The sequence below is a fragment of the Coprococcus sp. TF11-13 genome, from assembly GCF_003481085.1.
Taxonomy (GTDB): Bacteria; Bacillota; Clostridia; order Lachnospirales; family Lachnospiraceae; genus Coprococcus; species Coprococcus aceti.
Genome location: NZ_QUKK01000002.1, coordinates 262,559 through 286,391 on the forward strand (window position 1 = coordinate 262,559; position 23,833 = coordinate 286,391).

Below are 23,833 nucleotides of genomic sequence, written 5' to 3' on the forward strand. Positions count from 1 at the left end.
CCGGAAAGGTTTATATGGCGGAATTAAAAGTTATCAGAAGTGAGCTGGGAGGATTCCAGACGAATTGTTATATAGTGGCAAATGAGCAGACCGGGGAGGCGATAGTCATTGATCCTTCATGGAATGCGAATTATATATACAACACACTGAAGAAGAATGAGTATACCTGCGTTGGCATTTATCTCACACACGGTCATGTGGATCACATGGCGGCGATGGGAGATCTGAAGAAGCTCACAGGCGCGGATACATATGCTTCGGAGGACGAGAAGGAAGTTCTCGGCAACAGCAGGGTGAACCTGTCGGCGATGATGACCAGTGTATTTGAAAAGGTGATAGAGACTGAGACGGATCACTATCTGAGCGACGGCAGTGTGAAGAAGCTGCTTGGCACTGAGATGAGATGCATCAGTGTGTCGGGACATACCAGAGGCGGAATGTGCTATTACTTCGAGTCAGAGAATATACTGTTCTCAGGGGATACGCTGTTCAAATACAGTGTGGGAAGATCGGATTTCCCTACAGGTGATGAGCATGCGCTGCTCGAGAACATAAGAGAGAAGCTGTTTGTGCTTCCTGATGATACCGTGGTGTACCCTGGACACGGGGAGACAACACTTATAAGAAAAGAGAAGAAGATGAATCCGTTCTTCTGATGGGCGGATCATGGTGGAAATATGATATTACTGATACAGAATATAGAAGATTACAACAATGATCTCCGGGTGAGTCTCCAGGCCTTCTACGGCGGTGAAAGAATAGTGGTTCCGGAGATATTTGACAAAAAGCCGGAGCTTAAGGCGGAGATAGACAAGGCGCTTGTGGCGGATATAGATGACAATAGAATAAATATAGAGCTGTATTCTGTAGCAGACGGAGGAGAGCGGACTTTGGCGTGCAGCACACAGATCCCTGTGGATGGCGACTGCCGGGATAAGAGTGCCGTGAGGAATCCGTTAAAGCTGGCGATATACAACATGCTTTCGGAGTATACAGACCGCAGACTTCCGTGGGGCTCCCTGACGGGTATCAGACCTACGAAGATAGCTGTGTCTTATATGGAAGCCGGTATGACCTCAGAGGATATAATAGGAAACTACCAGGAGATATATGGAACCTCCCGTGAGAAAGCCGAGCTGGCAGTGGCGGTGGCTGACAGGGAGAAAAAAATCATAGACTCTGTGGCGGAGGAGGACGAATACTGTCTGTATATAGGCATACCGTTCTGTCCGACAAGATGTTTGTACTGTTCATTTACCTCATATCCGATCGCGGTATATAAGAATAAGGTGGATGAATATCTGGACGCAGTCGAGAAAGAGATGGCATACGTTGCGGAGGCATATTCCGGAAAACGGCTCATATCAATATATGTGGGAGGTGGAACGCCGTCATCCATATCTGCGGAGCATATGGACAGACTCTGCAGCATGATAGAGAAGTCATTTGACCTGTCACAGGTGAGGGAATTCACCATAGAAGCGGGCAGACCGGACAGTACCACATTTGACAAGCTTGAGGTCATGAAGCGCCACGGAGTGACGCGTATAAGCATAAATCCACAGACCATGAACGAGGAGACATTAAGGACCATAGGCAGGGCACATACGCCGGAGCAGACGGTCATAGCCATGGAGAATGCCCGGAGAGCGGGCTTTGACAACATCAACATGGATCTGATAGTGGGACTTCCGGGAGAGGACACGGACAGTGTGGAGAACACGCTGAGACAGGTGAAGGAGCTTTCCCCTGAAAGTCTGACGGTTCACACCCTTGCCATCAAGAGGGCGGCGAATCTGAACATAGAGATGGACAAATACCGTGACACCCTGAAGTCGGATATAGACAGCCAGCTTGGTGCTGTTACGAGGGCGGCGGCTGAGATGGGGCTTGATCCATACTATCTGTACAGACAGAAGAACATGACCGGCAATCTGGAGAACGTGGGTTACTCGAAGCCGGGGCTTGAGTGCCTGTACAATATACTCATCATGGAGGAGAGGACTGACATCATCGGTCTCGGTGCCGGAAGCTCATCGAAGCTTGTGGTGAGACCAGGACATGACGGAGTGACAGAGGGGACACGTATAGACAGAATAGAGAATTGTAAGAGTGTAGACGATTATATAGCTCGAATAGATGAGATGATCGAGCGTAAGAAAGCGGGATTTATATGGGATTAGCATTGGAGAAGGATGCAGAAGAATGCTATTCAGTTGATATGAATGATGCGGTGCGCCATGGAATGTGTGTGAGTATACTGGCATCTGAGCTGGCGAGGGAGCTGGGCTGCGATGAGGAATTCATACACAAGGTTGCCGTGGCGGGAATGCTGCACGATGTGGGCAAGCTGCAGGTGAGTCCTTACATATATGGACGGCGGCAGGGTGCGATGAAGATCGAGGAGATGAGATACGTCAGGCTGCATGCCAAGCTTGGCGCGGAGATACTTAAGCGTGAGGGCTACGATCAGGACATAGTGGATATGGTGCACTATCACCATGAGAACTATGACGGCTCGGGATATCCGTACAGGATGCGGGGCGAGGAGATACCACTCGGCGCAAGACTTATCAGAGTGTGCGATGTGTTCAGTGCACTGGTCAGCGACAGACCATACAGGAAGGCATTTGACGCGGATACGGCATTTGGAATGGTGATAGATGAGGTGAGACACTTCGACATGAGGGCGTTCCTGGCGTTCCAGCGGCTGATCAACACCACAGACATCATGAGCAGGGTGGATCAGGTGCTTCACGGCGATATTCCAGGTCTTGACGAAAAATGAAAAAAGTGTATAGTGACATAAGGAAAGTTTTTAATTTTAGGAGGATAGCGTAAGATGGCAGAATCTATGCAGGGGCTTAAGAGAAGCCACAGATGTACAGAGGTTAGCAGTGCCAACATAGGTGAGAAAGTTACCGTGATGGGCTGGGTTCAGAAGAGCAGAAATAAAGGTGGAATAATCTTTGTAGATCTTCGAGATAGAAGTGGAATATTACAGGTTATATTTGAGGAGTCACAGTGTGGCGCAGAGTGCTTCGAGAAGGCAGGAAAGCTCCGTTCAGAGTTCGTTGCAGCCATCGAGGGAACAGTGTGCAAGCGTGCGGGTGCAGTGAATGAGAACCTTGCAACAGGAGACATCGAGGTCGTTGCAAGCAGCCTCCGTATACTGTCAGAGGCAGAGACACCTCCATTCCCTATAGAGGAGAACAGCAAGACCAAGGAGGAGATAAGGCTCAAGTACAGATATCTCGACCTCAGACGTCCTGACCTCCAGAGAAATCTTATCATGAAGAGTAAGGTAGCCACCATCGCCAGACAGTTCATGGCAGATGAGGGATTCCTTGAGATAGAGACACCTATGCTGACCAAGTCAACACCAGAGGGAGCAAGAGATTACCTTGTGCCAAGCCGTGTACACCCTGGTACATTCTACGCTCTGCCACAGTCACCACAGCTCTTCAAGCAGCTTCTTATGTGCTCTGGTTACGACAGATATTTCCAGATCGCAAGATGCTTCCGTGACGAGGATCTCCGTGCAGACAGACAGCCGGAGTTCACCCAGATGGATATGGAGCTCTCATTTGTTGACGTTGACGATGTAATCGATGTAAATGAGCGTCTTCTTGCAAAGCTCTTCAAGGAGATACTTGATCTCGACATCCAGCTTCCAATTCAGAGAATGACATGGCAGGAGGCAATGGACAGATTTGGTTCAGATAAGCCTGACCTCAGATTTGGACTCGAGCTCAAGGATGTCAGCGATGTTGTCAAGGACTGTGAGTTCGGAGTATTCACAGGTGCCCTTGCAAATGGCGGAACAGTCCGCGGTATCAATGCCGAGGGACAGGGAAGCATGCCTAGAAAGAAGATAGATGCCCTTATCGAGTATGCAAAGACATACGGCGCAAAGGGACTTGCATATATAGTTATCAACGAGGATGGAAGCTACAAGTCATCATTTGCCAAGTTCATGACAGAGGAGCAGATGAACGCCCTTGTGGCAGCCATGGATGGAAAGCCTGGCGACCTGCTTCTGTTCGCAGCGGACAAGACAAAGATCGTATGGACAGTCCTCGGCGCACTGAGATGCCATCTGGCAGACCTCATGGGACTTGTGGACAAGAATGTATACAGATTCGTGTGGATCACAGAGTTCCCACTTCTTGAGTGGTCAGACGAGGAGAACAGATTCACAGCTATGCACCATCCATTTACCATGCCTATGGAGGAGGATCTTCAGTACATCGATTCTGATCCGGGCAGGGTTCGTGCAAAGGCTTATGATATAGTATTAAACGGAAATGAGATCGGTGGAGGTTCAGTCAGAATCCATCAGGATGACATTCAGGAGAAGATGTTCGAGTGCCTTGGCTTTACAAAGGCCGAGGCTCACGAGAGATTCGGATTCCTTCTGGATGCGTTCAAGTACGGAGTACCACCTCACGCAGGACTTGCCTATGGTCTTGACCGTCTGGTCATGCTCATGGCAAAGCAGGATTCTATCCGTGACGTAATCGCATTCCCTAAGGTAAAGGATGCATCATGTCTCATGACAAATGCGCCTGACTATGTAGACGACAAGCAGCTCGCTGAGCTTGGAATCGAGGTCACACCAGAGGCTGAGGCCGAGATCGAGGCTGAGAAGAGCGCACCTGCAGACGCAGAGTAGAATGACAGAATAATATACAGAAGGACGAGCTTCTGATACGGAGGCGGGATATCAAACAGGATATCCCGCCTCTTTTTTGCGTTTACAGACATAAAGAGCAAATGGGGTACATATACTATACCAAAGTGTGTTAAGTGGCTTAAAATGACAGCCAGACACCTTAAAAAGCAAATGGCGGAGGTGATACATGTGGAAAATGAAAAAGAGTTTCTAAGAGGGAGAATGTGGGGCAGACTTACCTTCCTGCTGGTGGTTGCACTGGAGCTCATGATATTCTGCGTTGGATGTGCAAGGTTTGAGGTGTCGGACAGTGGTGAGCCGCTGCTCTATGACGTGTGCGATGAGACCATGCTGCCGGATGAACTGGTTACCATCATAGACAAAAAGAAGGAAAACCCATTTAATCTCGTATATTCAAACAGCACATATACATATATAGTCATCGCTGCGGGCATGCAGGAGAGGGATGACGTTGGGGTGACTCTGGAGGAGATGTACAAGGACGACAATGCCATTTACATCAAGGGAGTTTTAAGACAGGTGGCGACTCCGACGGATGGCGTGAAGGGAGACAATGTATCATTTCCTTATATGGTGGTCAGGATAGTGAAGATGGATCTTCCGGTTGTATTCAAGTAAAACGGTATATCATAAAAAATAAGGTGGGGAAAATATGGAGCTTACTAAGAACAGGATCACAACGACGAATCTTAAGGCGGCAAAATATGTTGAGTTTACCGTGGATGACGATTTCAATGTCCCTGATGTGAAGGGGGATATAGACAGACAGATAGCCAGCAAAGGACAGGTGACGATAGAAAACATAGACGTCATGGAGGGCAAGGCGCGCATCACAGGAACTGTGAGCTACGCCATCCTATACCAGACGGACCGGGAGGGGTATTCATTTGAGAGCCATGACGGAGAGCTGCCATTTGAGGAGACGATAAATGCAGATGAACTGTCGCTGGGAGATAAGGTTTCCGTACAGGGTGTGCTGGAGGATCTGTACGTGACCGTGATAAATTCCAGAAAATACGAGGTGAGAGGGCTTGTGGGCGTGAAGCTCTGGGCGTGCCAGCAGATCACCGCAGAGGGCGCCGTGGGCATAGCAAACGGCTCTGGTATAGAGTGCATGACGGAGAAGGTAAGCTTTACAAATCTTGCGGCGTCTTCCAGAGACATAATGAAGATAAAGGAGGACATAGAGATCCCGGCAAATAAGCCGAATATCGGACGTGTGCTGTGGGATCAGGTGAACTTCTCAGAGATAGAGAGCCGTGCCACGGACATGGGGGTACATATAAGCGGCAAGATGGACATATTTGTCATATACAAGCCGGATGACGAGGTGGCTCCGGTACAGTATGTCAGCGCCACGAGGGAGTTCCAGGACACTGTGAACTGCGATGGAATAGACGAGGATATGATACTGGACGATATGATAACCGCATCCCGCGGTTCGGTGTCCGTGCGTGCAAATGACGGCGGTGAGGACAGGATACTCCAGGTGGAGAGCAGCCTCAATGTGGACATCAAGGTGTACGAGGACGTGGAGGCAGACCTTCTCAAGGATATGTTCTCATATTCTGCGCAGGTCGATCCCGTCAGGAGCAGATTCAGCTACGAGAACCTTCTCATGAGAAACAATGCAAAGACGAGGGTCGTGAAGAAGGAGAGGCTCAAGAGCAGCCAGCCGTCCATTCTCCAGATCGTAAATGTGACGGGCAGTGTGGATATAGACGATGTCAGGCCGGCGGATGACGCCGTGGTCGTCGAGGGTGCTGTGAAGGCGGCAGTTCTTTATGTGTCATCGGATGACAGCAGACCTCTGTGTCAGATGGAGGTGGTAGCTCCATTTTCATACAGGGTGGAGACTGTTCCGCTCAGAACTCAGGATTCCATCAGGATTACCCCTGCACTCAATCAGATCACGGCGGCGCTGCCGGGCAATGACGAGGTGGAGATAAAAGCCATAGTGGATATGGGAATGACCATATTTACCCGGAAAGAGATAGAGCTTATCGATGACATGACGGTGGCTCCGGTCGATATGAAGAAGAAAGCGGTGGCGCCAGGTATAGTGGGCTATGTTGTGCGTGACGGTGACAGCATATGGTCGATCGCAAAACAGTATTATTCCAGTCTTGATTCCATAAGAAAGCTCAACAGACTTGAGGGGGATGACGTGAAAGCCGGTGACAGGCTGATAGTGGTCAAACGTGCGGGAAAGAATTAGCTGTTGCCCTTCCAGTGTATATCGTATTTTCCCGGTGATCTGGGATCCTGGTCGGTGACAGCAGCTTCTCTGTAATATTTTTTGTATGGAACAGGGTTGTTGGTGATTCCAAGAATGTAATCGGATGACACGTTATATAACTCGGTGAGATAGATAAGGTGATGGATAGGCAGCGCGCTTGCGCCCCTTTCATAACGTGCGTACATGGTCTGTGAGGTGTTCAGATAGCGGGCAACATATTGTTGTGTAAAGTCATGATCTTCCCGCAGTCCACGGATTCTTTCTATATACTTTTTATCCTTGCTAAATTCCATATACTGCATTCGATCACCCGCAAAAATGATAACATACGGGTTTGTGACCCTTTTAATTTTAGTAAATATGTTTACTAAACGAGATGGTAACAAAAAAGTGCAATCATAGCCGACAGCTATAATTGCACTTAAATTTGTGTATTTCCATTAATCAGGCTTATTTTGCCTGTTCATTGGCCTCTTTGTCGTCCTTCTCAGGGAGAAGTCTCTTGAACAGTGGAACGAGCTGTGCGGCGATGACAGCCTTAACGAGGTCGAGTGGAATGAATGCCACGAAACCTGATAAGAATGCAACCTTCCATGTGAGGTTACCGTTGAACTTCCACCAGATCATTCCCACGATATCAATGATCACGACTCCTATGATCGCAACGATGGTATACTTAAGTCTCTTGTACTTTTTGCCTTTGATGAGACCGACTATGATTGATGCAATGATGAATGAGAAGGTGTATCCACCGAATACTCCGAACAGATATCCAAGGCCTGCGCCTCCGCCGATGAATACAGGAACGCCGATGGCACCCATGATCATCCAAAGTGCTATTATGATCGTTGAGTCTCTGAGCTCAAATACGAGAGCTATCAGAATTATCATAAAGTTGAGTAATGTGATGTGTGCTGCGTTAGGGAGCGGTGTTGGAATGCTCAGGTAAGCGGATGCACACAGAATTGCAGTGAACATGGCCATCATGACCAGCTCTACAGTGGTAAATGCTTTTTTCATTTGTAATAATCCTCCAGTGATTGTAATGCCCGTGTACAGCTTATTCACAACAAATCCAGGTAGCTTCGACGGGCTGATGACGAATACTGCCTGGATTTGTTAACCTATACACAAGGGCTATGGTTGACATTATATATACACACGGGAGAAATGTCAACCATAAATTTTGAGCGCAGGTTAACATTTGCAAAACACACGTTATTGTGTAAAATACTTAATATAGAATTCGAACAATATACAGAGTGTATACACAGGAGGCGGGATATGATAAAGGTCGGAATCACGGAGATCGATATTGGATACGAGGATAAGGAGTATGCCAGGGAGCACTGTCTTGAGGTCATGCAGGAGGCATATGAGAATGGCGTTGAGCTCTTGGTGTTTCCTGAGATGACGCTGACGGGATTTACCATGATGCCCGCGCGCATGTGGGAGGCGTACAGGGATGGTGAGATACCGGAGAGCGTTTCGTTTTTCATGGAGAACAGCAGGAAATACGATATGGCCATGGCATTTGGTTATATAGAAGCTTTTATGGCTGATGGAAGCGGTGAGTTTGATGAGAGCAGAAGGAAGGTATTTGAAAATAAGCTGGCGATTGTCAGTGGAGATCGGGTGATCATGGATTATACCAAGATACATCCTTTTTCGTTCAGCGGTGAGGACAGGGTGTACCGGGCAGGCAGCCGCATTTGTCAGGCGAATGTCAAGGATCTGAGGCTGGGCGGATACATATGCTATGATCTCAGATTCCCGGAGATATTTTCGGCGGCCAGGGATTCTTACGATGCCATACTTGTGATAGCTAACTGGCCTGAGGAGAGAGTCGCCCAGTGGGAAGCACTGCTCAGGGCGAGGGCGATAGAAAATCAGGCGTATGTGATAGGCGTGAACAGAGTGGGTATGGGAAAAAGGGAAAGATATGTTCCTAGCTCACATATATATGATATATTTGGAAATGAACTGGCTGAGAGGGTGAGCGACAGACTGCTCGTTGCGGAGCTTGATCCTGCGGTCATAGCAGGTGCCAGAAAGACATTCCCGCAGGGCAGGGACAGGAAAAATGAATTTTACATGTCAATATTATAGAATTATTTGACTGGTGTATAAAACTGGTGTTCTCTTTGGTGCTTGTAATATTTTGTCAGATGGTTTACAATAGATAGAGGCAATGAGGAGGTAAAACTTATATGAATAAGGACGATTGCATTTTTTGTAAGATAGCCAACGGTGAGATTCCATCAGCGACAGTTTATGAGGATAGTATCTGCAGAGTAATACTTGATGTGAATCCTGCTAACAAGGGCCATGCGCTTATTATCCCGAAAGAACATTTTGACAATATATACAGCATGGATGCTGAGACAGCAGCCAAGATATTTACTATAGCTACAGAGGTGGCAAAGGCACAGAAGGCTGAGCTGAATCCGGACGGACTGAACATCCTTCAGAACAACGGTGAGGCAGCAGGTCAGACTGTATTCCACTTCCATATGCACCTTGTTCCAAGATACATCAAGGACAACGTGACTATGACATGGGTACCCGGTAAGGCTGATACAGAGGAGCTGTCAGCATTGTCTAAGGCTCTCAGAAAAAGAATCTAGACGATTGAAGATAGATATATAAGGTTTTGTGAGAAGAGCAGCACATGATGAACATAAGTCATGTGCTGTTTTTTCTGTTACGGTGTTACTGATAGAAAGAGCAGGCGGTAGGAAAGGACTGTATATGGAGTATAATGAAGAAACTGAGGAAAGAGGGCTGAGGCGGCTGTCGTCAAATGCGCTCAAGCTGACAGCCTGTGTGTGTATGGCCGTAGATCACATAGGCATAGTATTCATGGATAACAACTACATAATGCGCGCTGTGGGGCGTCTGGCATTTCCTGTATTTGCATTCCTGCTTGTACAGGGGCTTCTGCGTACATCCGACGTGAGGAGGTATCTTCTGAGACTTGGAATATTTGCGGTGGTGTCAGAGATACCATTTGATCTGGCAATGCACGATACGATCTGGTATCCGGGGGCTCAGAACATATTATTCACCCTGACAGCCGGACTGTTTGCCATATACGCCATGGATAGCCGGGGGTCAATCGGAAGATGGAAGGTCGAGATCGCACTGGCCGCAGCACTTCTGGCGGAGTTCCTGAGATTCGACTACGGCATGGCGGGAGTGGGAATCATAGTCATGTTCTATCTGATCGAGAAGGAGCGGAGTGGAGCGGATGCTTATACTCTGGCATATTTCAATAAGAAGCAGAACATTGAGATCGTGGTGCTCAGTTCGCTGGTATACATTCTCTGCCTGGGCATGAATCAGCTATACGCTCTGTTGGCGATGATACCTGTGAATATGTACAGCGGAGAGAGAGGAAGGATGAAGCTCAAGTATTTTTTCTACCTGTTCTATCCCCTGCATTTGCTGCTTATATGGTTTATATGGAAAATAATTCATTAAGCATCATTTCCCCCAAAAATATGTTGACTAATAACTCTCAATGATATAGAGTAATGATTGCATTTATAGATATTAGAAAAACGCTCTTATTCAGAATGGTGGAGTCAGAAGGGACGAAGAAGCCATGGCAACCCCGATGTCAGATTCGGAAGGTGCCGACCTGAGCGACGCAGATATGTAGGTGATACAAGATCTGTGCTCGAACAATGAGAGGCTTGACAGACACGATCAAACCGCTCATACGAAGCGGTTTTTCTTATGTACAAAAAGGAAAGGAAGTAGTATGGAAAGAAGATTATTTACATCGGAATCAGTAACAGAAGGACATCCTGACAAAATCTGTGACCAGATATCAGATGCAGTGCTTGACGCGCTGATGGAGCAGGATCCAATGAGCCGTGTGGCATGTGAGACATCCATCACGACAGGTCTTGTGCTTGTCATGGGAGAGATCACAACCAACGCTTATGTGGATATTCAGAAGATCGTTCGTGAGACGATCAGAGAGATCGGATACGACAGAGCAAAGTACGGATTTGACTGCGATACATGCGGCGTTATCACAGCCATAGACGAGCAGTCATCAGATATTGCCATGGGAGTTGACAAGGCACTCGAGGCAAAGGAGCATCTCATGAGCGAGGATGATATCGAGGCGATCGGTGCCGGAGATCAGGGTATGATGTTCGGATTTGCAACAAATGAGACACCTGAGTACATGCCATATCCAATAGCACTTGCCCACAAGCTTGCAAGAAAGCTCACAGAGGTAAGAAAGAACGGAACACTCCCATACTTAAGACCGGACGGTAAGACACAGGTAACAGTTGAGTACGATGAGAATGACAAGCCTGTAAGACTTGATGCAGTCGTTCTCTCAACACAGCACGGAGAGGAAGTCAGCCAGGAGCAGATCCACGCTGACGTTAAGAAGTATATATTCGACGAGGTTCTTCCACAGGAGCTCATCGATGAGAATACCAAGTTCTTCATCAATCCAACAGGAAGATTCGTAATAGGTGGACCAAATGGTGACAGTGGTCTCACAGGACGTAAGATCATCGTTGACACATACGGCGGATATGCCCGTCACGGCGGCGGAGCCTTCTCAGGCAAGGATTGTACCAAGGTAGACCGTTCAGCGGCTTATGCGGCCCGCTACGTGGCTAAAAACATAGTTGCAGCAGGTCTGGCTGACAAGTGTGAGATACAGCTCTCATACGCTATCGGTGTTGCAAGACCTACATCCATCATGGTAGACACATTTGGCACAGGAAAGCTTTCAGATGAGAAGCTTGTTGAGATCATTAGAGAGCACTTTGACTTAAGACCAGCAGGTATCATCAAGATGCTTGACCTCAGAAGACCTATCTACAAGCAGACAGCAGCTTACGGACACTTCGGAAGAACAGATCTTGATCTCCCATGGGAGAAGCTGGACAAGGTGGATGTGCTGAAAGCATACTTATAAGCAGATTAAAAAAATTCAGACAAATATAAAAGCACATGTATCAGATTGAAACTGATACATGTGCTTTTTGTATATCACGTTATTCCGTGAGTATTAATCTTTGTATTTCTTTGCGGATTCAAGTGCCGCATCTATCTCGTCGAGGGATGCCTGGATCTTGCTCTCCGTATCCTCTTTGACGTCAAATGCTGAATCTATAGGCTCGCTGTCATCGGCGACATCCTCAAATGCAGTGTCGTCATAGTCGTCAGTGTGGATGACATCGTCCTCATCAGGAGATACCTGATTGTCGTAATCGGAGTCTGCGTAACTCTCGTGGATAACCTCGTCGTCCCCAGGGAAGAGCGCCTTGTTGTTGATGGTGGGCACCTCGCTATTGTCGTGGTGAGGCATTCTGACGTGTTCAGCGGCTTTTGCGGAAGGCTCGGCAGCTTCTGATGTTTCATTTGCTGTGCTTTCCTTCTCCTCGTTGTCCTTCTTCAGCTTGTCTATCTGAGCCTCGTAATCAGCGATGAGACCCTTGAGTGAGACAGCAAGGATGATGATGACAACGACCAGTATCACAAGAACTATGATGGCTATGAGCATTATTACGAACTTGTGCTTGTCTATGAAGCTGGACAGCGAATCCGTCTCCTCGATGAGATCCGTTGCGTCAAGGAAAGTTCCTTCATTTGGATTGAAGAAATACCAGCCCTGGTGTCCGTCGTTTGTTGCTGCGTAGAGGAGAACGGTGTTGGAACTGCTTCCCTTCATATAAGCTCTGATGTCCGTGTCGTTCAGGTTGATCTTCACTGGAAGATATCCGGTTGGCACTGAGACTGAATTAGGCTTTGGAATGATGTTATAAGTGTTGTTGTTTGAGTGAACGCTTACAAGGGTATCTGCAGGTGCGGATGCGTTCTGATCTGCCTCTGTGAGTGTTCCTACCTCATCCTCAGTAACAACAGGCTTGGTCTCGCTGTCGATCAATGCAAGAGGTGTTGCAGGCTCGGCTTCTGAACCGGTATCGCTGACAGTAGATGAAGCTGCTTCGGTGGAAGCGGCGGCTGACTTGTCGCTGATGGTTACCGAGTTGTATGACGGTGTCATGTCTATCGACTCTTCTGTGTCGGAGATGACCTCAACTGCTGATGTCTCTATGCTGGCAGTTCCGCTCGCAATGGCGGTAAATGTAAATGTTGCTGTCATTGCATCTCCAGGCTTTACATTTGCCTGGGAGTAGCTTACGGTGCCCTCAGATTCCACGGTGCCGCCGCTCACAGCCTTGAGCAATGTGGAATCATATGTGATATTGTAGCTGTAGCTTGATAAAGCCTGATCGGCTGCGTTTATACTTACCTTGATCTCCACGGTATCGCCAACAACGACCGTGGTGGATGGAACCTCAACACTAAATGCGACTGTAGCGGCATAAGTGGTATGAAGCATGAAAAGCATCATAGTCAACACACATGCAACTTCTGTCATAAACGTTCTAAAGCTAAATCTTGTAGTCCTCATAATATTCATATACGGTTATCCACCGAGTCCTCCTTATCCTCTGTTAATTATTATGGTGTAAGTACGTGTAGCTTTACTCTGGGATTTACATACTATCTTAAATGTATTCTTTCCTGATTTCAGGGTTTTTGTTCCCGTTCCGCTCACTGCGGAGTAGCTGCTTACAGGTGAAGCGTTTATTGTCGCACTTGATACAGATGAGCGCACATTTACCGTGTACTGTGTAGTGCTGTTTATTGCAAATGTAGGTGACAGCTTCTGGCCGCTTACAGAGAGTGTTTTCAGGTAGTTGTTCTGGTTGCCCGGATTAGCCGCAGGCATCTTCATTGCTGTGCTTGGCATATTCTTGTAAACAGGTATGGCAAATGTTATGGCTTTGTTGAGTGCTCCTGAAGACTTGTAGGCATCATATACCTTCCATGCCTCTGTTGTAGGGGCCTGTACATTTCCCATGTACTGATGCCAGTACAGGCAGTCTGTGTAGGTTACGTTGAACTTCTGAGTATACAGAGTGTTCTGACCCTTGTTGATGTAGGACTCTCCGATATACATCGCACCGCCGATTATTGATTTGGCAGGTGTTGTCCATGGCCTGTTGTACGATGTGCCCGATGAAGCCCATCTCAGACCGTTTGTTATAGCGTTGCCTGATGCACTCTCAAATGCACCGATATTGTAGAAGTTATATATGCCGGGATATGTGGCATTCTTACCGTTTGTTCCCGAGGTTATCGAGCCTCCGACCTCCTGCTTGATACGTGAAGCAATGTGGTAAGGGCTGACGCCGGATTTCTGTGCTGCGGTGATTATCATGGATGAATATGTGGTGGTCGAACCGGTTGGGTGCGCATTGTGCATAAACGAACCAGATAATATAGCCTCAACTCCTGACTTTGTCTGTGATGAGTCGTATGACAGCTTTTCAAATGCGAACATGGAGCTTGCGGATGACATATATGTTCTCGGATCGAGGTAATACTTTACAAGATCGTCCGAGGCTGCAAACCATGTTGAACCATCATATGATGAGTAGGAGTCTGTCTTGTAGTTGTATCCAACGGTCTGTGATCTCCAGCCGTAGTTAGGACTGGAAGATGTACAGTTTACAAGGTTGTTGACACGTCCCTGTACGTTGACCTCGTTCTTGACCACGTCGTTCCAGTTAAGGTTGGTGTGTACCGCCTTGAATATCCAGTTTGGATGCTCCGCATGGAGCTTTCTGAGAAGCACCTTGTAGCTCTCAGGGAAGTTCTGGGCGGATAACTGCTTTTCAAATGCTGCATCCGATGTCTGGTTACCGTCAGGTTCCTTGTATGTTCCCATTGTGATGAGCGATGAGGAGATAAATCCTGTATACTTCTTGCTGCTGTATGTGAGGTTGACCTTGTACCATGACTTGTTGGATGTATCAGTCACGGAGAGTGCCTGTCCCTTCATGAGCATGATCGCGCTTCCGTTGTAGGTTATAGGTGTACCCGCTGCCGTCTTGCGGAAGTATACATAGTCTTCATTCACATAACCGCTCTTGGCTGCCTGAGCCGCTGTGGTAGGCTGCTGCGTAGTAGCCTTGGTCGTGGCCTTTGTTGTGGCTGAAGTGGAGTCGATCACGATGAACTTGGAATATACATAACCGGTGTAGCGCTTCTTCTTATATGTAAGCTTGACCTTGTACCATGTCTTGTTGGAAGTGCTCAGTACGGTCATGCTCTGACCGCCCATGAGCATGATCGGCGATCCGTTATACTTCAGCGGCGTGCCGTTTGGCGTTTTTCGGAAATATACATAGTTTTCATTTTTTCGAAGGTGAGCCTTCTTGGAGGTTGTCCTTGTCACCTTGATAAATGCGGAGTACACATAACCGGTGTAGCGCTTCTTCTTATATGTAAGCTTGACCTTGTACCATGTCTTGTTGGAAGTGCTCAGTACGGTCATCTTCTGACCCTTCCTGAGGAGTATGGCCGAGCCGTTATATTTTATAGGCGTGCCGTTTGGTGATTTGCGGAAATACACGTAGTCAGACGTGAGAGTTCCCGTGGTCGCGGCTTCTGCGTGATTGTTTCCCACATACAGTCCGGTCACCGCGATGCAGACGACCGCCCAAATAAGCATTACGATAGAAATAGTAGTCCGGGTTCGTTTATTATTGATATCCATAGTAACCTCCATTTTTCATAAAACAAATCTATATATAAAATAGTATTTATGACAAAATTACATCAGTCTAAGTTTACCATAATTATTGCAAATGAGCACCATTTTTGTGAAAAAAGTTATAAAAAAGTAATAAAATTGCAACAAAAAAGCTTTTGCCGGTCAGACAAGTGCTGACCGGCAAAAGCTTTTCGCCTTATGTCGTATATATTAACCTACTTTGAGCTTGAATTTCTGGATCTCTTTGTCCGTCTCTACCTTCTCGATTAGAGCACCAAGTCCGCGAAGCTTTTCGTCGAACTTCTCGTAGCCTCTCTGGATATACTTGATATCACATACAGTAGAGAAGTCGTTGGCCACAAGTGCCGCAATTACAAGTGCTGCGCCTGCTCTCAGGTCAGGTGCTGCAACATTTGCACCGGTGAATGTCTCCACACCATCGAGAATAGCGGTGTTGCCCTCGACTCTGATGTGTGCGCCCATTCTTGAAAGCTCTGCGACATACTTGAATCTGTTCTCAAATATGCTCTCGGTGACGATGCTTGTTCCGTTGGACAGTGCAAGTGTAACCGCCATCTGTGGCTGCATATCTGTCGGGAATCCCGGATATGGCAGAGTCTTGATGTTGGTAGCCTTGAGTCTCTTGTTGCACATTACTCTCACTGAATCATCGTACTCGATGACAGTGGCACCTATATCTGTAAGCTTTGAGGTTATAGCCTCAAGATGCTTAGGAATTACGTTCTTGATGAGGACGTTGCCTCTGGTGGCTGCTGCTGCAACCATGAAGGTTCCTGCCTCGATCTGATCCGGAATGATGGAATATGTAGTTCCGTGAAGTGACTTTACGCCACGGATACGGATGACATCAGTTCCGGCACCCTTGATGTTAGCACCCATACTGTTGAGGAAATTGGCAACATCAACGATATGTGGCTCCTTGGCTGCGTTCTCTATGGTAGTCTTGCCGTTTGCCATTACGGCGGCCATCATGACATTGATGGTGGCACCTACTGAGATCACATCCATGTAAATGTGGCTTCCGATCAGCTCATCAGCCTCAACGGATATCATACCGTTTGCTATATCAACGTGGGCTCCAAGTGCTTCAAAACCTTTTATGTGCAGATCTATCGGACGGGCTCCGATGTCGCATCCGCCTGGAAGAGCGACCTGTGAATGGTTATATTTGCCAAGCAGTGCGCCGAGCAGATAGTAGGATGCTCTGATCTTTCTGATATATTCGTCGTCGACACAGAGATTGGTATTCGGATTGATGGTTCCACCACATATAGCAACCGTGTGCTCGTCTATGTAACGGACCCTTGCGCCGATACCCTGAATGGCCTGAAGAAGGACTCTTGTATCTCTGACGTTCGGTACGTTTTCTATTGTGACTTCCTGGTCGGTCATGACTGCAGCGGCAAGTATTCCAAGTGCGGCATTCTTAGCACCCGCAATGGTAACTTCGCCCTCCAGAGGACGACCTCCCTTGATAACATACTGTTCCATATTTCACCTCTTAGATAATTCTCGGATTATCGCAACTTTATAGATTATAGCACATAAAACTGAAAAGTAAACAGTTACTTGTCTGCTTCACAGTATATACATCTGTAAATTCGCTTTTCTCTGTCTGTGAGTTTGAATATATGGGTTATTCCCTGCTCTGTGGTCGTAATGCATCTTGGATTGGTACATTTCTTTATTCCAACCAGTCTCTCAGGCAGTTCAATCTTACGTTTTTCAACGAGCTTGCCGTCCTTGATGATGTTGACGGATATATCCGGGTCGATATACCCCAGAACATCAAGGTTTATGTCGATATCCTGATCTATCTTAAGAATGTCCTTTCTTCCCATCTTCTCGCTTTTAACATTCTTGATTATAGCAACGGAGCAATCCAGCTTATCAAGATGAAGATCGTTGTATATCTGCAGGGCTTTGCCTGCTGTTATATGGTCAAGTACAATACCATTCTGAATACTGTCAATATTCATGATCATTCCTCCTATGCCTTAAAATCCTTGTCGAGTCCGAGAAGGTCCATGATGAGTGCCATTCGGACATATTTGCCGTTGAGTGCTTGTCGGAAATAACATGCTCTCGGATCGTCATCCACCTCAACAGATATCTCATTTACACGAGGAAGCGGGTGAAGGATCGACAGGTCAGGCCTAGCGAGAGCCAGCTTTGACTTGTCAAGAATATAGGTATCTTTCAGTCTTATGTAGTCCGCCTCGTTGAAGAAACGTTCTTTCTGGACTCTTGTCATATAGAGAACGTCCAGAGATCCGATAGCATCCTCAAGAGAGGAAATCTCCTCATATGGTATATTATTCTTTTCGATGACTTCTGTTCTTATATAATCAGGTAATTTTAATTCATCCGGTGATATGAGAATAAATTTTATGCCTTCGTATCGTGACATGGCCTTTATAAGTGAATGAACCGTACGACCAAACATAAGATCCCCGCAGAAACCTATGGTCATATTGTTTAGTCTGCCCTTCTCTCTCTTTATTGTGAGAAGATCGGCCAATGTCTGCGTAGGGTGATTGTGACCGCCGTCACCAGCATTAATAATAGGAACATCTGATTTCATGGAAGCCAGCATCGGGGCACCCTCTTTATAATGTCTCATAGCTATAATATCGGCATAACAGCTGACGATCTTGACGGTATCGCCCACACTCTCACCTTTTGTTGAAGATGAGGAGCTCGCAGATGAAAATCCGAGAACGTTTCCGCCAAGTTCCATCATGGCAGCCTCGAAGCTAAGTCTTGTGCGTGTGCTTGGTTCAAAGAACAGAGTTGCAAGCTTCTTGCCCTTGCACACCTCACTGTATTTTTCTTTGTTATCGATGATGTCCTGCGCCAGAGTGAGCAGATGATCGATCTCCTCAACTGACAGATCCATCGGGTCTATTAAATGTCTCATTTGACATGATCCTCCTTAGGTTATCAGAATGAATATTTTAAGAATTAAGAAGGGTATACATAACAGCCTTCTCAGCGTGACGTCTGTTCTCAGCCTCATCCAAAATGTGGTTGAGGTTCTTGTCGATAACGCCCTGTGAGATCTCAAATCCCTGGTGCATAGGCATGTCGTGGAATACTATAGCCTTGCTTCCCTCTGTGAACTCCTCGTTGAGCTGGTAAGGCATCATCTTTGCGAGAGTCTCCTCCTTCTGCTGCTTGTATGCAGGGTTGTTGAAGAACTCCATGTCTACCCATGTATCTGTGTAGAGGATATCCATGTCCTTGGCGTACTTCTTGGCCTCCTCCATGCTCATGGTAGGATCGAGCTCAACATAGTGACCTGTAGCCTTTGCTGCCTCAAAGAAGTCATCGCCGCATACGGTGTTGTTCACAAGTGGCGTGAGTCCGTAGATAGTTCCCTTCTTCATCTTTGCAAAGAACTCAACAAGTGAGTTGAATACATTATTCTTGGCACCGATGTACATAAGTTTTACATCGAGGCTGCCAAACTTCTCTATGATAGTGAGGGCATCTGCCAGAATCTGGCATGGATGATAAGAACTGTCACATCCGTTGATAAATGGAACAGTAACATTGTCACCGAACAGCTCAACAGTCTCGTTCTTTACAAGACGAGCCATGATGATATCTACATTTCTGCAGACATACTTAATCTCTGATACAGGCTCACCGAGTGTAAAGTTGGAATCCTTCCAGAGCTGGTTGTAATATGTACCGCCGAGCTCAGTTATACCTGTTGTAAATGAAAGGAATGTTCTTGTGGAAGTTTTCTCAAAAAGAGTGTAGAGCTTCTTGCCATCAAGAGCATGAGCGTACTTCTCAGGGTTCTTCTTCATATCAAGTGCCAGATTGAGAATATCCATCAGCTCATCAGCTGTGAAATTCTTGAAGTTAAGCATGTTTTTCATAACAAATGTCCTCTTTTCTCTATAATTATAAATTACTTGCAATACGGACAAACATAATCTGTGGATCCTGGCAATATATTTAGGATACGGGTGTTGATATATGTCTGCCTGAAATTTTATTATATAGCACATGGTTTCAAAAGTAAAACAGTTTACGACATCACATAAATTATGAATGTAAATATTTGAAGATTTATGCCTGATTATAAAAAAATATAGATAATAAAGCAAAAAACAGCTTAATTTTTTGATTTTTATTGACAAAGATGTGCATATATGGTTTTATTATTTTATAAAATTTTTATAAAAAATTTATAATTAAATCAAAGGGAGGACATTTTATGATCAAGCAGAGAAACATTGCTTTGTGCATAGTATTTTCAATCATTACATTTGGAATATATGCACTGTATTGGTTCGTTTGCCTTACAAATGATGCTAATCAGGAATCTGGACAGACAGATGCAACAAGCGGTGGGGTAGCATTGTTGCTTACTATCGTTACATGTAATATCTATGGATGGTTCTGGGCATACAAGATGGGCGAGAAGATTGATGCCATAAAGACAAAGAATGGTCAGCCAGCAGGAAACTCAAGCATACTTTTCCTTCTGCTCCAGTTATGTGGACTTGGAATTGTATCATATGCTATTATGCAGGATACCATCAATAAAAATGCGTAATGAATCAAATTGCATACAAATATACATTGAAAAATGTATAGATGCAGTTGCATACAGACAAAATGTATGAGAAAATAGTCCCGTAGGCTGAGTTGTGTCTGCGGGGCTATTCTATTATTTTTATTGCAGTTATGTAGTGGTTATATAGGAACAGTATAATTGCAGTCATACACAAGTCATACATATGTAATTAAGGATCTAAATTTAAGGAGGATTATCAATTATGATCAAACAGAGGAATATTGGAATATGTATTCTGCTTTCAATTGTGACATGCGGAATATATGGATTGTATTGGTTTGTTGTGCTGACAGACGATATCAATCAGGAGTCAGGAGAGACAGATGCAACAAGTGGTGGAATGTCGCTTTTGCTCACTATCGTTACATGTAACATCTATGGATGGTTCTGGGCATATAAGATGGGTGAGAAAGTTGATATCATAAAGAATAAGAACGGTGTACCATCAAGCAACTCAGGCATCTTATACGTCCTTCTTCAGGTATTTGGACTTGGAATTATTGCATATGCGCTTATGCAGGACACTGCAAACAAATATGCAGAGGCTATACCTCAGATGAATACAGGATATGGTCAGCAGACCTACAGTCAGCAGCCATATGGTCAGCAGGGATATGGTCAGAATACATACGGCCAGCAGCAGTATAACCAGAATGCGTATGGTCAGCAGGGATATGATCAGAACGCATACAACCAGAATGCGTATGGTCAGCAGCAGTATAATCAGAATGCATACGGACAGCAGCCATATGGTCAGCAGGGATATGACCAGAATGCATATAACCAGCAGGCATACGGACAGCAGCCATACAGCCAGCAGGGATATGATCAGAATGCATACAATCAGCAGGGATATGGCCAGCAGGCCGGTTTAGACCAGAATACATTTGGCCAGCAGTCAGATCAGAATATTAACACATCAGCAGATGCTTCAGGCAGTGATAACAGCCAGCAGTAGTCGGCGGAGACAAAGAAATACAGAGCATGGATCAGATACAGAAATCAAGAAGAAATGCGATAATTAAAAGGGATGCCATCCTCGTGGGGATAGGCATCCTCTATTATATATTCATAAGAGTGACAGGACTTGCCATACCATGTATATTCAGAAAGATAACCGGATTTTTATGCCCAGGATGCGGGATAACACGGGCTATCCTTGCGGCCGTAAGGCTGGATCTTGCAAAGGCATTTGCTTATAATCAATTTATGTTTATAGCTCTTCCGGCGTTGGCATACATAATTGTAAAAAACGATTATGTATTCGTAAGATATGGAAACAGAAAATTATCGCGATTTGACAATATACTTATATTTATATGTATTGCCGGGGCGGTGATGTTTGCCGTTCTCAGGAATGTGATGCGCTTTTGAGAGAGAGACGATGACAAGTTTATTGGCAGCGTTATAGAATGACCATCGTAACAGACTTATTTAATATCCCATCTTCTTGACAATAAATAATAAAAGGGCATATAATTTACAATTACCGAGGAGTTTTTCGGTAAAGTTGCACAAGCATTTCATTTGTGCTTGTAGTATTTTTTCAGGGAGGGTTTTTGAAATGGCAAAAAAACCGTATTATATTACAACCGCCATTGCATATGCATCAGGTAAACCTCATATAGGCAACACCTACGAGATCGTGTTGGCTGACAGCATTGCAAGGTACAAGAGATTCGCAGGTTATGATGTAAGATTCATGACAGGAACAGATGAGCATGGACAGAAGATCGAGAACAAGGCTTTTGAGAACATGCAGACCCCAAAGGAATTCGTTGATGAGACATCAGGTGAGATCAAGAGAATATGGGATCTCATGAATACTTCATATGACAAGTTTATCCGTACAACAGATGATTACCATGAGAAGCAGGTACAGAAGATATTTAAGAAGCTGTACGATCAGGGTGATATATATAAGGGACATTATGTAGGAAAATACTGTACACCATGTGAGTCGTTCTTTACAGATGGACAGCTCATAGATGGCAAGTGCCCGGACTGTGGAAGACCTGTTCAGGAGGCCAAGGAGGAGGCATACTTCTTCAAGATGAGCAAGTATCAGGACAAGCTCATGAAGCATATAGAGCAGCATCCTGAGTTTATACAGCCTGAGTCAAGACGTAACGAGATGGTCAACAACTTCTTAAAGCCGGGACTTCAGGATCTGTGTGTTTCAAGAACATCATTCAAGTGGGGAATTCCGGTAGACTTTGATCCAAAACATGTTGTATATGTATGGGTTGATGCGCTTTCAAACTACATAACTGGACTTGGATATGACGTAGATGGAAAGAGCGATGAGAAGTTTTATAAATACTGGCCGGCAGATCTTCACTTGATCGGCAAGGATATCCTGAGATTCCATACCATTTACTGGCCTATCATGCTGATGGCACTCGGACTTCCGCTTCCAAAGCAGGTATTTGGACATCCTTGGCTCCTCCAGAGTGATGGCAAGATGAGTAAGTCGAAGGGCAACGTAATGTACGCTGACGATATGGTCAATATATTTGGCGTGGATGCTGTCAGATTCTTTGTTCTTCACGAGATGCCATTTGAGAATGATGGAGTTATCTCATGGGAGCTCATGGTTGAGAGACTCAACTCAGAGCTTGCAAATACACTTGGAAATCTGGTCAATAGAACCATATCGATGTCAAACAAGTATTTCGGTGGCATTGTGACAAATACCAACGTCACAGAGCCTGTCGATGAGGATCTTAAGAAGGTCGTTATGGACTGCAGATACAAGGTTGCAGAGTGCATGGATAAGCTCAAGGTTGCAGATGCGATCACAGAGATATTTGCACTGTTCAAGAGATGCAACAAGTACATAGATGAGACAATGCCTTGGGCACTCGCAAAGGAGGAGGACAAGAAGGACAGACTGAACACAGTTCTGTACAACCTTGTCGAGAGCATCGTTATAGGTGCAACACTCCTTGAGCCATATATGCCTGAGACAACTGAGAAGATCATGGCACAGCTCAATACCGAGAAGAGAAAGGTCACAGAGCTTGGAAAGTTTGGTCTGTACAAGTCAGGAACAAAGGTAACAGAGCAGCCTGAGATCCTATTCGCACGTCTTGACGTGAAGGAAGTTATGGCTAAGGTTGCCGAGTTCGCTCCAGTGGAGAAGGAGTCCATGTACGAGCAGGCCAAGAAGCAGAAGGAAGAGAAGGAGAATTCTGCTGAGACCAAGAAGATCAAGATCGCAGAGGCAAAGGTTCAGGCACTCAAGGCCAATCCTGATGTAGTTGACAAGCAGGAGATAAGCATTGAGGAGTTCCAGAAGATGCAGCTCATGATCGGCGAGATCGTTTCCTGTGAGGAGGTTCCAAACTCCAGAAAGCTTCTCTGTTCACAGGTAAGCTTTGGCAAGAACAATGTGAAGCAGATTGTGTCCGGAATCAAGGGTACATATTCCGCTGAGGATATGGTTGGCAAGAAGGTTGTGGCTATAGTAAACCTCAAGCCATGCAAGCTTGCCGGAGTCGTATCAGAGGGTATGCTTCTGTGCGCAGAGGATCCTGAGGGTAATCTGTCACTCCTGACCACCGAGAAGGACTTCCCAGGTGGATGCTTTATAAGCTGAGATATAAAATAGTGGATATAATGAGGGAAGCATCACAGGCCGGGCACACGGCCGGGATCCGTGGTGTTTCCCTG

The 23,833-nt window shown here is 45.9% G+C and carries 22 protein-coding genes and 1 riboswitch; of the genes, 14 read left to right on the forward strand and 8 right to left on the reverse strand.

The window, feature by feature from the left end; genetic code table 11:
* Nucleotides 1-14: 14 nt before the first annotated feature.
* From DXD11_RS05735 to DXD11_RS05760, 6 genes are all read left to right on the forward strand, one after another.
* Nucleotides 15-656 (forward strand): MBL fold metallo-hydrolase, encoded by a 642-nt coding sequence (locus tag DXD11_RS05735; protein ID WP_070098441.1) that lies wholly within the window; start codon nucleotides 15-17, stop codon nucleotides 654-656.
* A 21-nt stretch (nucleotides 657-677) separates the two neighbouring features.
* Entirely contained in the window at nucleotides 678-2,183 is a 1,506-nt protein-coding gene (gene hemZ / locus DXD11_RS05740; protein ID WP_118757954.1) for a coproporphyrinogen dehydrogenase HemZ, read from the forward strand.
* Nucleotides 2,174-2,788 (forward strand): HD-GYP domain-containing protein, encoded by a 615-nt coding sequence (locus DXD11_RS05745; RefSeq protein WP_022217474.1) that lies wholly within the window; start codon nucleotides 2,174-2,176, stop codon nucleotides 2,786-2,788. Before hemZ ends, DXD11_RS05745 begins: the two co-directional genes overlap by 10 nt.
* A gap of 54 nt (nucleotides 2,789-2,842) precedes the next feature.
* The gene (aspS, locus tag DXD11_RS05750) at nucleotides 2,843-4,675 is read left to right on the forward strand and encodes an aspartate--tRNA ligase (RefSeq protein ID WP_118757955.1); all 1,833 of its coding nucleotides are present in this window, start codon (nucleotides 2,843-2,845) and stop codon (nucleotides 4,673-4,675) included.
* A gap of 189 nt (nucleotides 4,676-4,864) precedes the next feature.
* Nucleotides 4,865-5,314: a protease complex subunit PrcB family protein gene (locus DXD11_RS05755; protein ID WP_238051193.1), complete on the forward strand. Its 450-nt coding sequence runs from the start codon at nucleotides 4,865-4,867 to the stop codon at nucleotides 5,312-5,314.
* A 34-nt stretch (nucleotides 5,315-5,348) separates the two neighbouring features.
* The gene (locus tag DXD11_RS05760; RefSeq protein ID WP_118757956.1) at nucleotides 5,349-6,914 is read left to right on the forward strand and encodes a DUF3794 and LysM peptidoglycan-binding domain-containing protein; all 1,566 of its coding nucleotides are present in this window, start codon (nucleotides 5,349-5,351) and stop codon (nucleotides 6,912-6,914) included.
* Here the strand turns inward: DXD11_RS05760 and DXD11_RS14475 are convergent.
* A complete protein-coding gene (locus DXD11_RS14475) occupies nucleotides 6,911-7,228 on the reverse strand; it encodes a helix-turn-helix domain-containing protein (protein WP_330426612.1) in 318 nt (105 codons plus the stop codon). The genes DXD11_RS05760 and DXD11_RS14475 overlap by 4 nt on opposite strands.
* A gap of 157 nt (nucleotides 7,229-7,385) precedes the next feature.
* Nucleotides 7,386-7,955, reverse strand: a complete 570-nt coding sequence (locus DXD11_RS05770) for a biotin transporter BioY (RefSeq protein ID WP_118757958.1) — start codon at nucleotides 7,953-7,955, stop codon at nucleotides 7,386-7,388.
* A 264-nt stretch (nucleotides 7,956-8,219) separates the two neighbouring features.
* Between DXD11_RS05770 and DXD11_RS05775 the strand changes: the two genes are divergently transcribed.
* From DXD11_RS05775 to metK, 4 genes are all read left to right on the forward strand, one after another.
* Nucleotides 8,220-9,044 (forward strand): nitrilase-related carbon-nitrogen hydrolase, encoded by an 825-nt coding sequence (locus DXD11_RS05775; RefSeq protein WP_118757959.1) that lies wholly within the window; start codon nucleotides 8,220-8,222, stop codon nucleotides 9,042-9,044.
* Nucleotides 9,045-9,145: 101 nt separating this feature from the next.
* A complete protein-coding gene (locus DXD11_RS05780; protein ID WP_118757960.1) occupies nucleotides 9,146-9,562 on the forward strand; it encodes an HIT family protein in 417 nt (138 codons plus the stop codon).
* A 124-nt stretch (nucleotides 9,563-9,686) separates the two neighbouring features.
* On the forward strand, nucleotides 9,687-10,418 hold the full coding sequence (locus tag DXD11_RS05785; RefSeq protein ID WP_118757961.1) for a TraX family protein: 732 nt from the start codon (nucleotides 9,687-9,689) through the stop codon (nucleotides 10,416-10,418).
* Nucleotides 10,419-10,501: 83 nt separating this feature from the next.
* Nucleotides 10,502-10,631, forward strand: a riboswitch (SAM riboswitch).
* A 70-nt stretch (nucleotides 10,632-10,701) separates the two neighbouring features.
* Nucleotides 10,702-11,889, forward strand: coding sequence for a methionine adenosyltransferase (gene metK / locus DXD11_RS05790; RefSeq protein ID WP_022217499.1), 1,188 nt, complete (start codon nucleotides 10,702-10,704; stop codon nucleotides 11,887-11,889).
* A 93-nt stretch (nucleotides 11,890-11,982) separates the two neighbouring features.
* Here the strand turns inward: metK and DXD11_RS05795 are convergent, their stop codons facing one another.
* From DXD11_RS05795 to DXD11_RS05820, 6 genes are all read right to left on the reverse strand, one after another.
* The gene (locus DXD11_RS05795; RefSeq protein ID WP_118757962.1) at nucleotides 11,983-13,401 is read right to left on the reverse strand and encodes a cohesin domain-containing protein; all 1,419 of its coding nucleotides are present in this window, start codon (nucleotides 13,399-13,401) and stop codon (nucleotides 11,983-11,985) included.
* Nucleotides 13,402-13,425: 24 nt separating this feature from the next.
* Entirely contained in the window at nucleotides 13,426-15,546 is a 2,121-nt protein-coding gene (locus tag DXD11_RS05800; protein WP_243105814.1) for a cadherin-like beta sandwich domain-containing protein, read from the reverse strand.
* A 207-nt stretch (nucleotides 15,547-15,753) separates the two neighbouring features.
* Nucleotides 15,754-17,055: a UDP-N-acetylglucosamine 1-carboxyvinyltransferase gene (locus tag DXD11_RS05805; RefSeq protein ID WP_117549764.1), complete on the reverse strand. Its 1,302-nt coding sequence runs from the start codon at nucleotides 17,053-17,055 to the stop codon at nucleotides 15,754-15,756.
* A gap of 74 nt (nucleotides 17,056-17,129) precedes the next feature.
* Complete coding sequence (locus DXD11_RS05810; protein ID WP_015534312.1) at nucleotides 17,130-17,543, reverse strand: aspartate carbamoyltransferase regulatory subunit; 414 nt, start codon at nucleotides 17,541-17,543, stop codon at nucleotides 17,130-17,132.
* An 11-nt stretch (nucleotides 17,544-17,554) separates the two neighbouring features.
* Nucleotides 17,555-18,484, reverse strand: coding sequence for an aspartate carbamoyltransferase (gene pyrB, locus DXD11_RS05815; protein ID WP_118017989.1), 930 nt, complete (start codon nucleotides 18,482-18,484; stop codon nucleotides 17,555-17,557).
* Nucleotides 18,485-18,521: 37 nt separating this feature from the next.
* Complete coding sequence (locus DXD11_RS05820; RefSeq protein WP_118017987.1) at nucleotides 18,522-19,454, reverse strand: ornithine carbamoyltransferase; 933 nt, start codon at nucleotides 19,452-19,454, stop codon at nucleotides 18,522-18,524.
* A gap of 341 nt (nucleotides 19,455-19,795) precedes the next feature.
* Here DXD11_RS05820 and DXD11_RS05825 point away from each other — a divergent pair, with 341 nt between their 5' ends.
* The 4 genes from DXD11_RS05825 to metG all read left to right on the forward strand — a co-directional run bounded on the left by DXD11_RS05825 (nucleotide 19,796) and on the right by metG (nucleotide 23,759).
* Entirely contained in the window at nucleotides 19,796-20,137 is a 342-nt protein-coding gene (locus tag DXD11_RS05825) for a DUF4234 domain-containing protein (protein ID WP_117549759.1), read from the forward strand.
* Nucleotides 20,138-20,360: 223 nt separating this feature from the next.
* Nucleotides 20,361-21,116: a DUF4234 domain-containing protein gene (locus DXD11_RS05830; protein ID WP_118757963.1), complete on the forward strand. Its 756-nt coding sequence runs from the start codon at nucleotides 20,361-20,363 to the stop codon at nucleotides 21,114-21,116.
* 26 nt (nucleotides 21,117-21,142) lie between these two features.
* The gene (locus tag DXD11_RS05835; protein ID WP_015534309.1) at nucleotides 21,143-21,532 is read left to right on the forward strand and encodes a DUF2752 domain-containing protein; all 390 of its coding nucleotides are present in this window, start codon (nucleotides 21,143-21,145) and stop codon (nucleotides 21,530-21,532) included.
* Nucleotides 21,533-21,722: 190 nt separating this feature from the next.
* The gene (gene metG / locus DXD11_RS05840; protein ID WP_055222442.1) at nucleotides 21,723-23,759 is read left to right on the forward strand and encodes a methionine--tRNA ligase; all 2,037 of its coding nucleotides are present in this window, start codon (nucleotides 21,723-21,725) and stop codon (nucleotides 23,757-23,759) included.
* Nucleotides 23,760-23,833 lie beyond the last annotated feature (74 nt).

Excerpts from the sequence above, each read along its gene's own strand:
- pyrB (WP_118017989.1), bottom strand. The coding sequence starts at position 18,484 with ATGAGACATTTAATAGACCCGATGGATCTGTCAGTTGAGGAGATCGAT.
- DXD11_RS05810 (WP_015534312.1), bottom strand. The coding sequence starts at position 17,543 with ATGAATATTGACAGTATTCAGAATGGTATTGTACTTGACCATATAACA.
- DXD11_RS05775 (WP_118757959.1), top strand. The coding sequence starts at position 8,220 with ATGATAAAGGTCGGAATCACGGAGATCGATATTGGATACGAGGATAAG.
- DXD11_RS05820 (WP_118017987.1), bottom strand. The coding sequence starts at position 19,454 with ATGAAAAACATGCTTAACTTCAAGAATTTCACAGCTGATGAGCTGATG.
- DXD11_RS05825 (WP_117549759.1), top strand. The coding sequence starts at position 19,796 with ATGATCAAGCAGAGAAACATTGCTTTGTGCATAGTATTTTCAATCATT.
- DXD11_RS05835 (WP_015534309.1), top strand. The coding sequence starts at position 21,143 with ATGGATCAGATACAGAAATCAAGAAGAAATGCGATAATTAAAAGGGAT.
- DXD11_RS05735 (WP_070098441.1), top strand. The coding sequence starts at position 15 with ATGGCGGAATTAAAAGTTATCAGAAGTGAGCTGGGAGGATTCCAGACG.
- DXD11_RS05805 (WP_117549764.1), bottom strand. The coding sequence starts at position 17,055 with ATGGAACAGTATGTTATCAAGGGAGGTCGTCCTCTGGAGGGCGAAGTT.
- DXD11_RS14475 (WP_330426612.1), bottom strand. The coding sequence starts at position 7,228 with ATGGAATTTAGCAAGGATAAAAAGTATATAGAAAGAATCCGTGGACTG.
- DXD11_RS05785 (WP_118757961.1), top strand. The coding sequence starts at position 9,687 with ATGGAGTATAATGAAGAAACTGAGGAAAGAGGGCTGAGGCGGCTGTCG.
- DXD11_RS05745 (WP_022217474.1), top strand. The coding sequence starts at position 2,174 with ATGGGATTAGCATTGGAGAAGGATGCAGAAGAATGCTATTCAGTTGAT.
- hemZ (WP_118757954.1), top strand. The coding sequence starts at position 678 with ATGATATTACTGATACAGAATATAGAAGATTACAACAATGATCTCCGG.
- aspS (WP_118757955.1), top strand. The coding sequence starts at position 2,843 with ATGGCAGAATCTATGCAGGGGCTTAAGAGAAGCCACAGATGTACAGAG.
- DXD11_RS05780 (WP_118757960.1), top strand. The coding sequence starts at position 9,146 with ATGAATAAGGACGATTGCATTTTTTGTAAGATAGCCAACGGTGAGATT.
- DXD11_RS05760 (WP_118757956.1), top strand. The coding sequence starts at position 5,349 with ATGGAGCTTACTAAGAACAGGATCACAACGACGAATCTTAAGGCGGCA.
- DXD11_RS05800 (WP_243105814.1), bottom strand. The coding sequence starts at position 15,546 with ATGGATATCAATAATAAACGAACCCGGACTACTATTTCTATCGTAATG.
- metG (WP_055222442.1), top strand. The coding sequence starts at position 21,723 with ATGGCAAAAAAACCGTATTATATTACAACCGCCATTGCATATGCATCA.
- DXD11_RS05830 (WP_118757963.1), top strand. The coding sequence starts at position 20,361 with ATGATCAAACAGAGGAATATTGGAATATGTATTCTGCTTTCAATTGTG.
- DXD11_RS05770 (WP_118757958.1), bottom strand. The coding sequence starts at position 7,955 with ATGAAAAAAGCATTTACCACTGTAGAGCTGGTCATGATGGCCATGTTC.
- DXD11_RS05795 (WP_118757962.1), bottom strand. The coding sequence starts at position 13,401 with ATGAATATTATGAGGACTACAAGATTTAGCTTTAGAACGTTTATGACA.
- metK (WP_022217499.1), top strand. The coding sequence starts at position 10,702 with ATGGAAAGAAGATTATTTACATCGGAATCAGTAACAGAAGGACATCCT.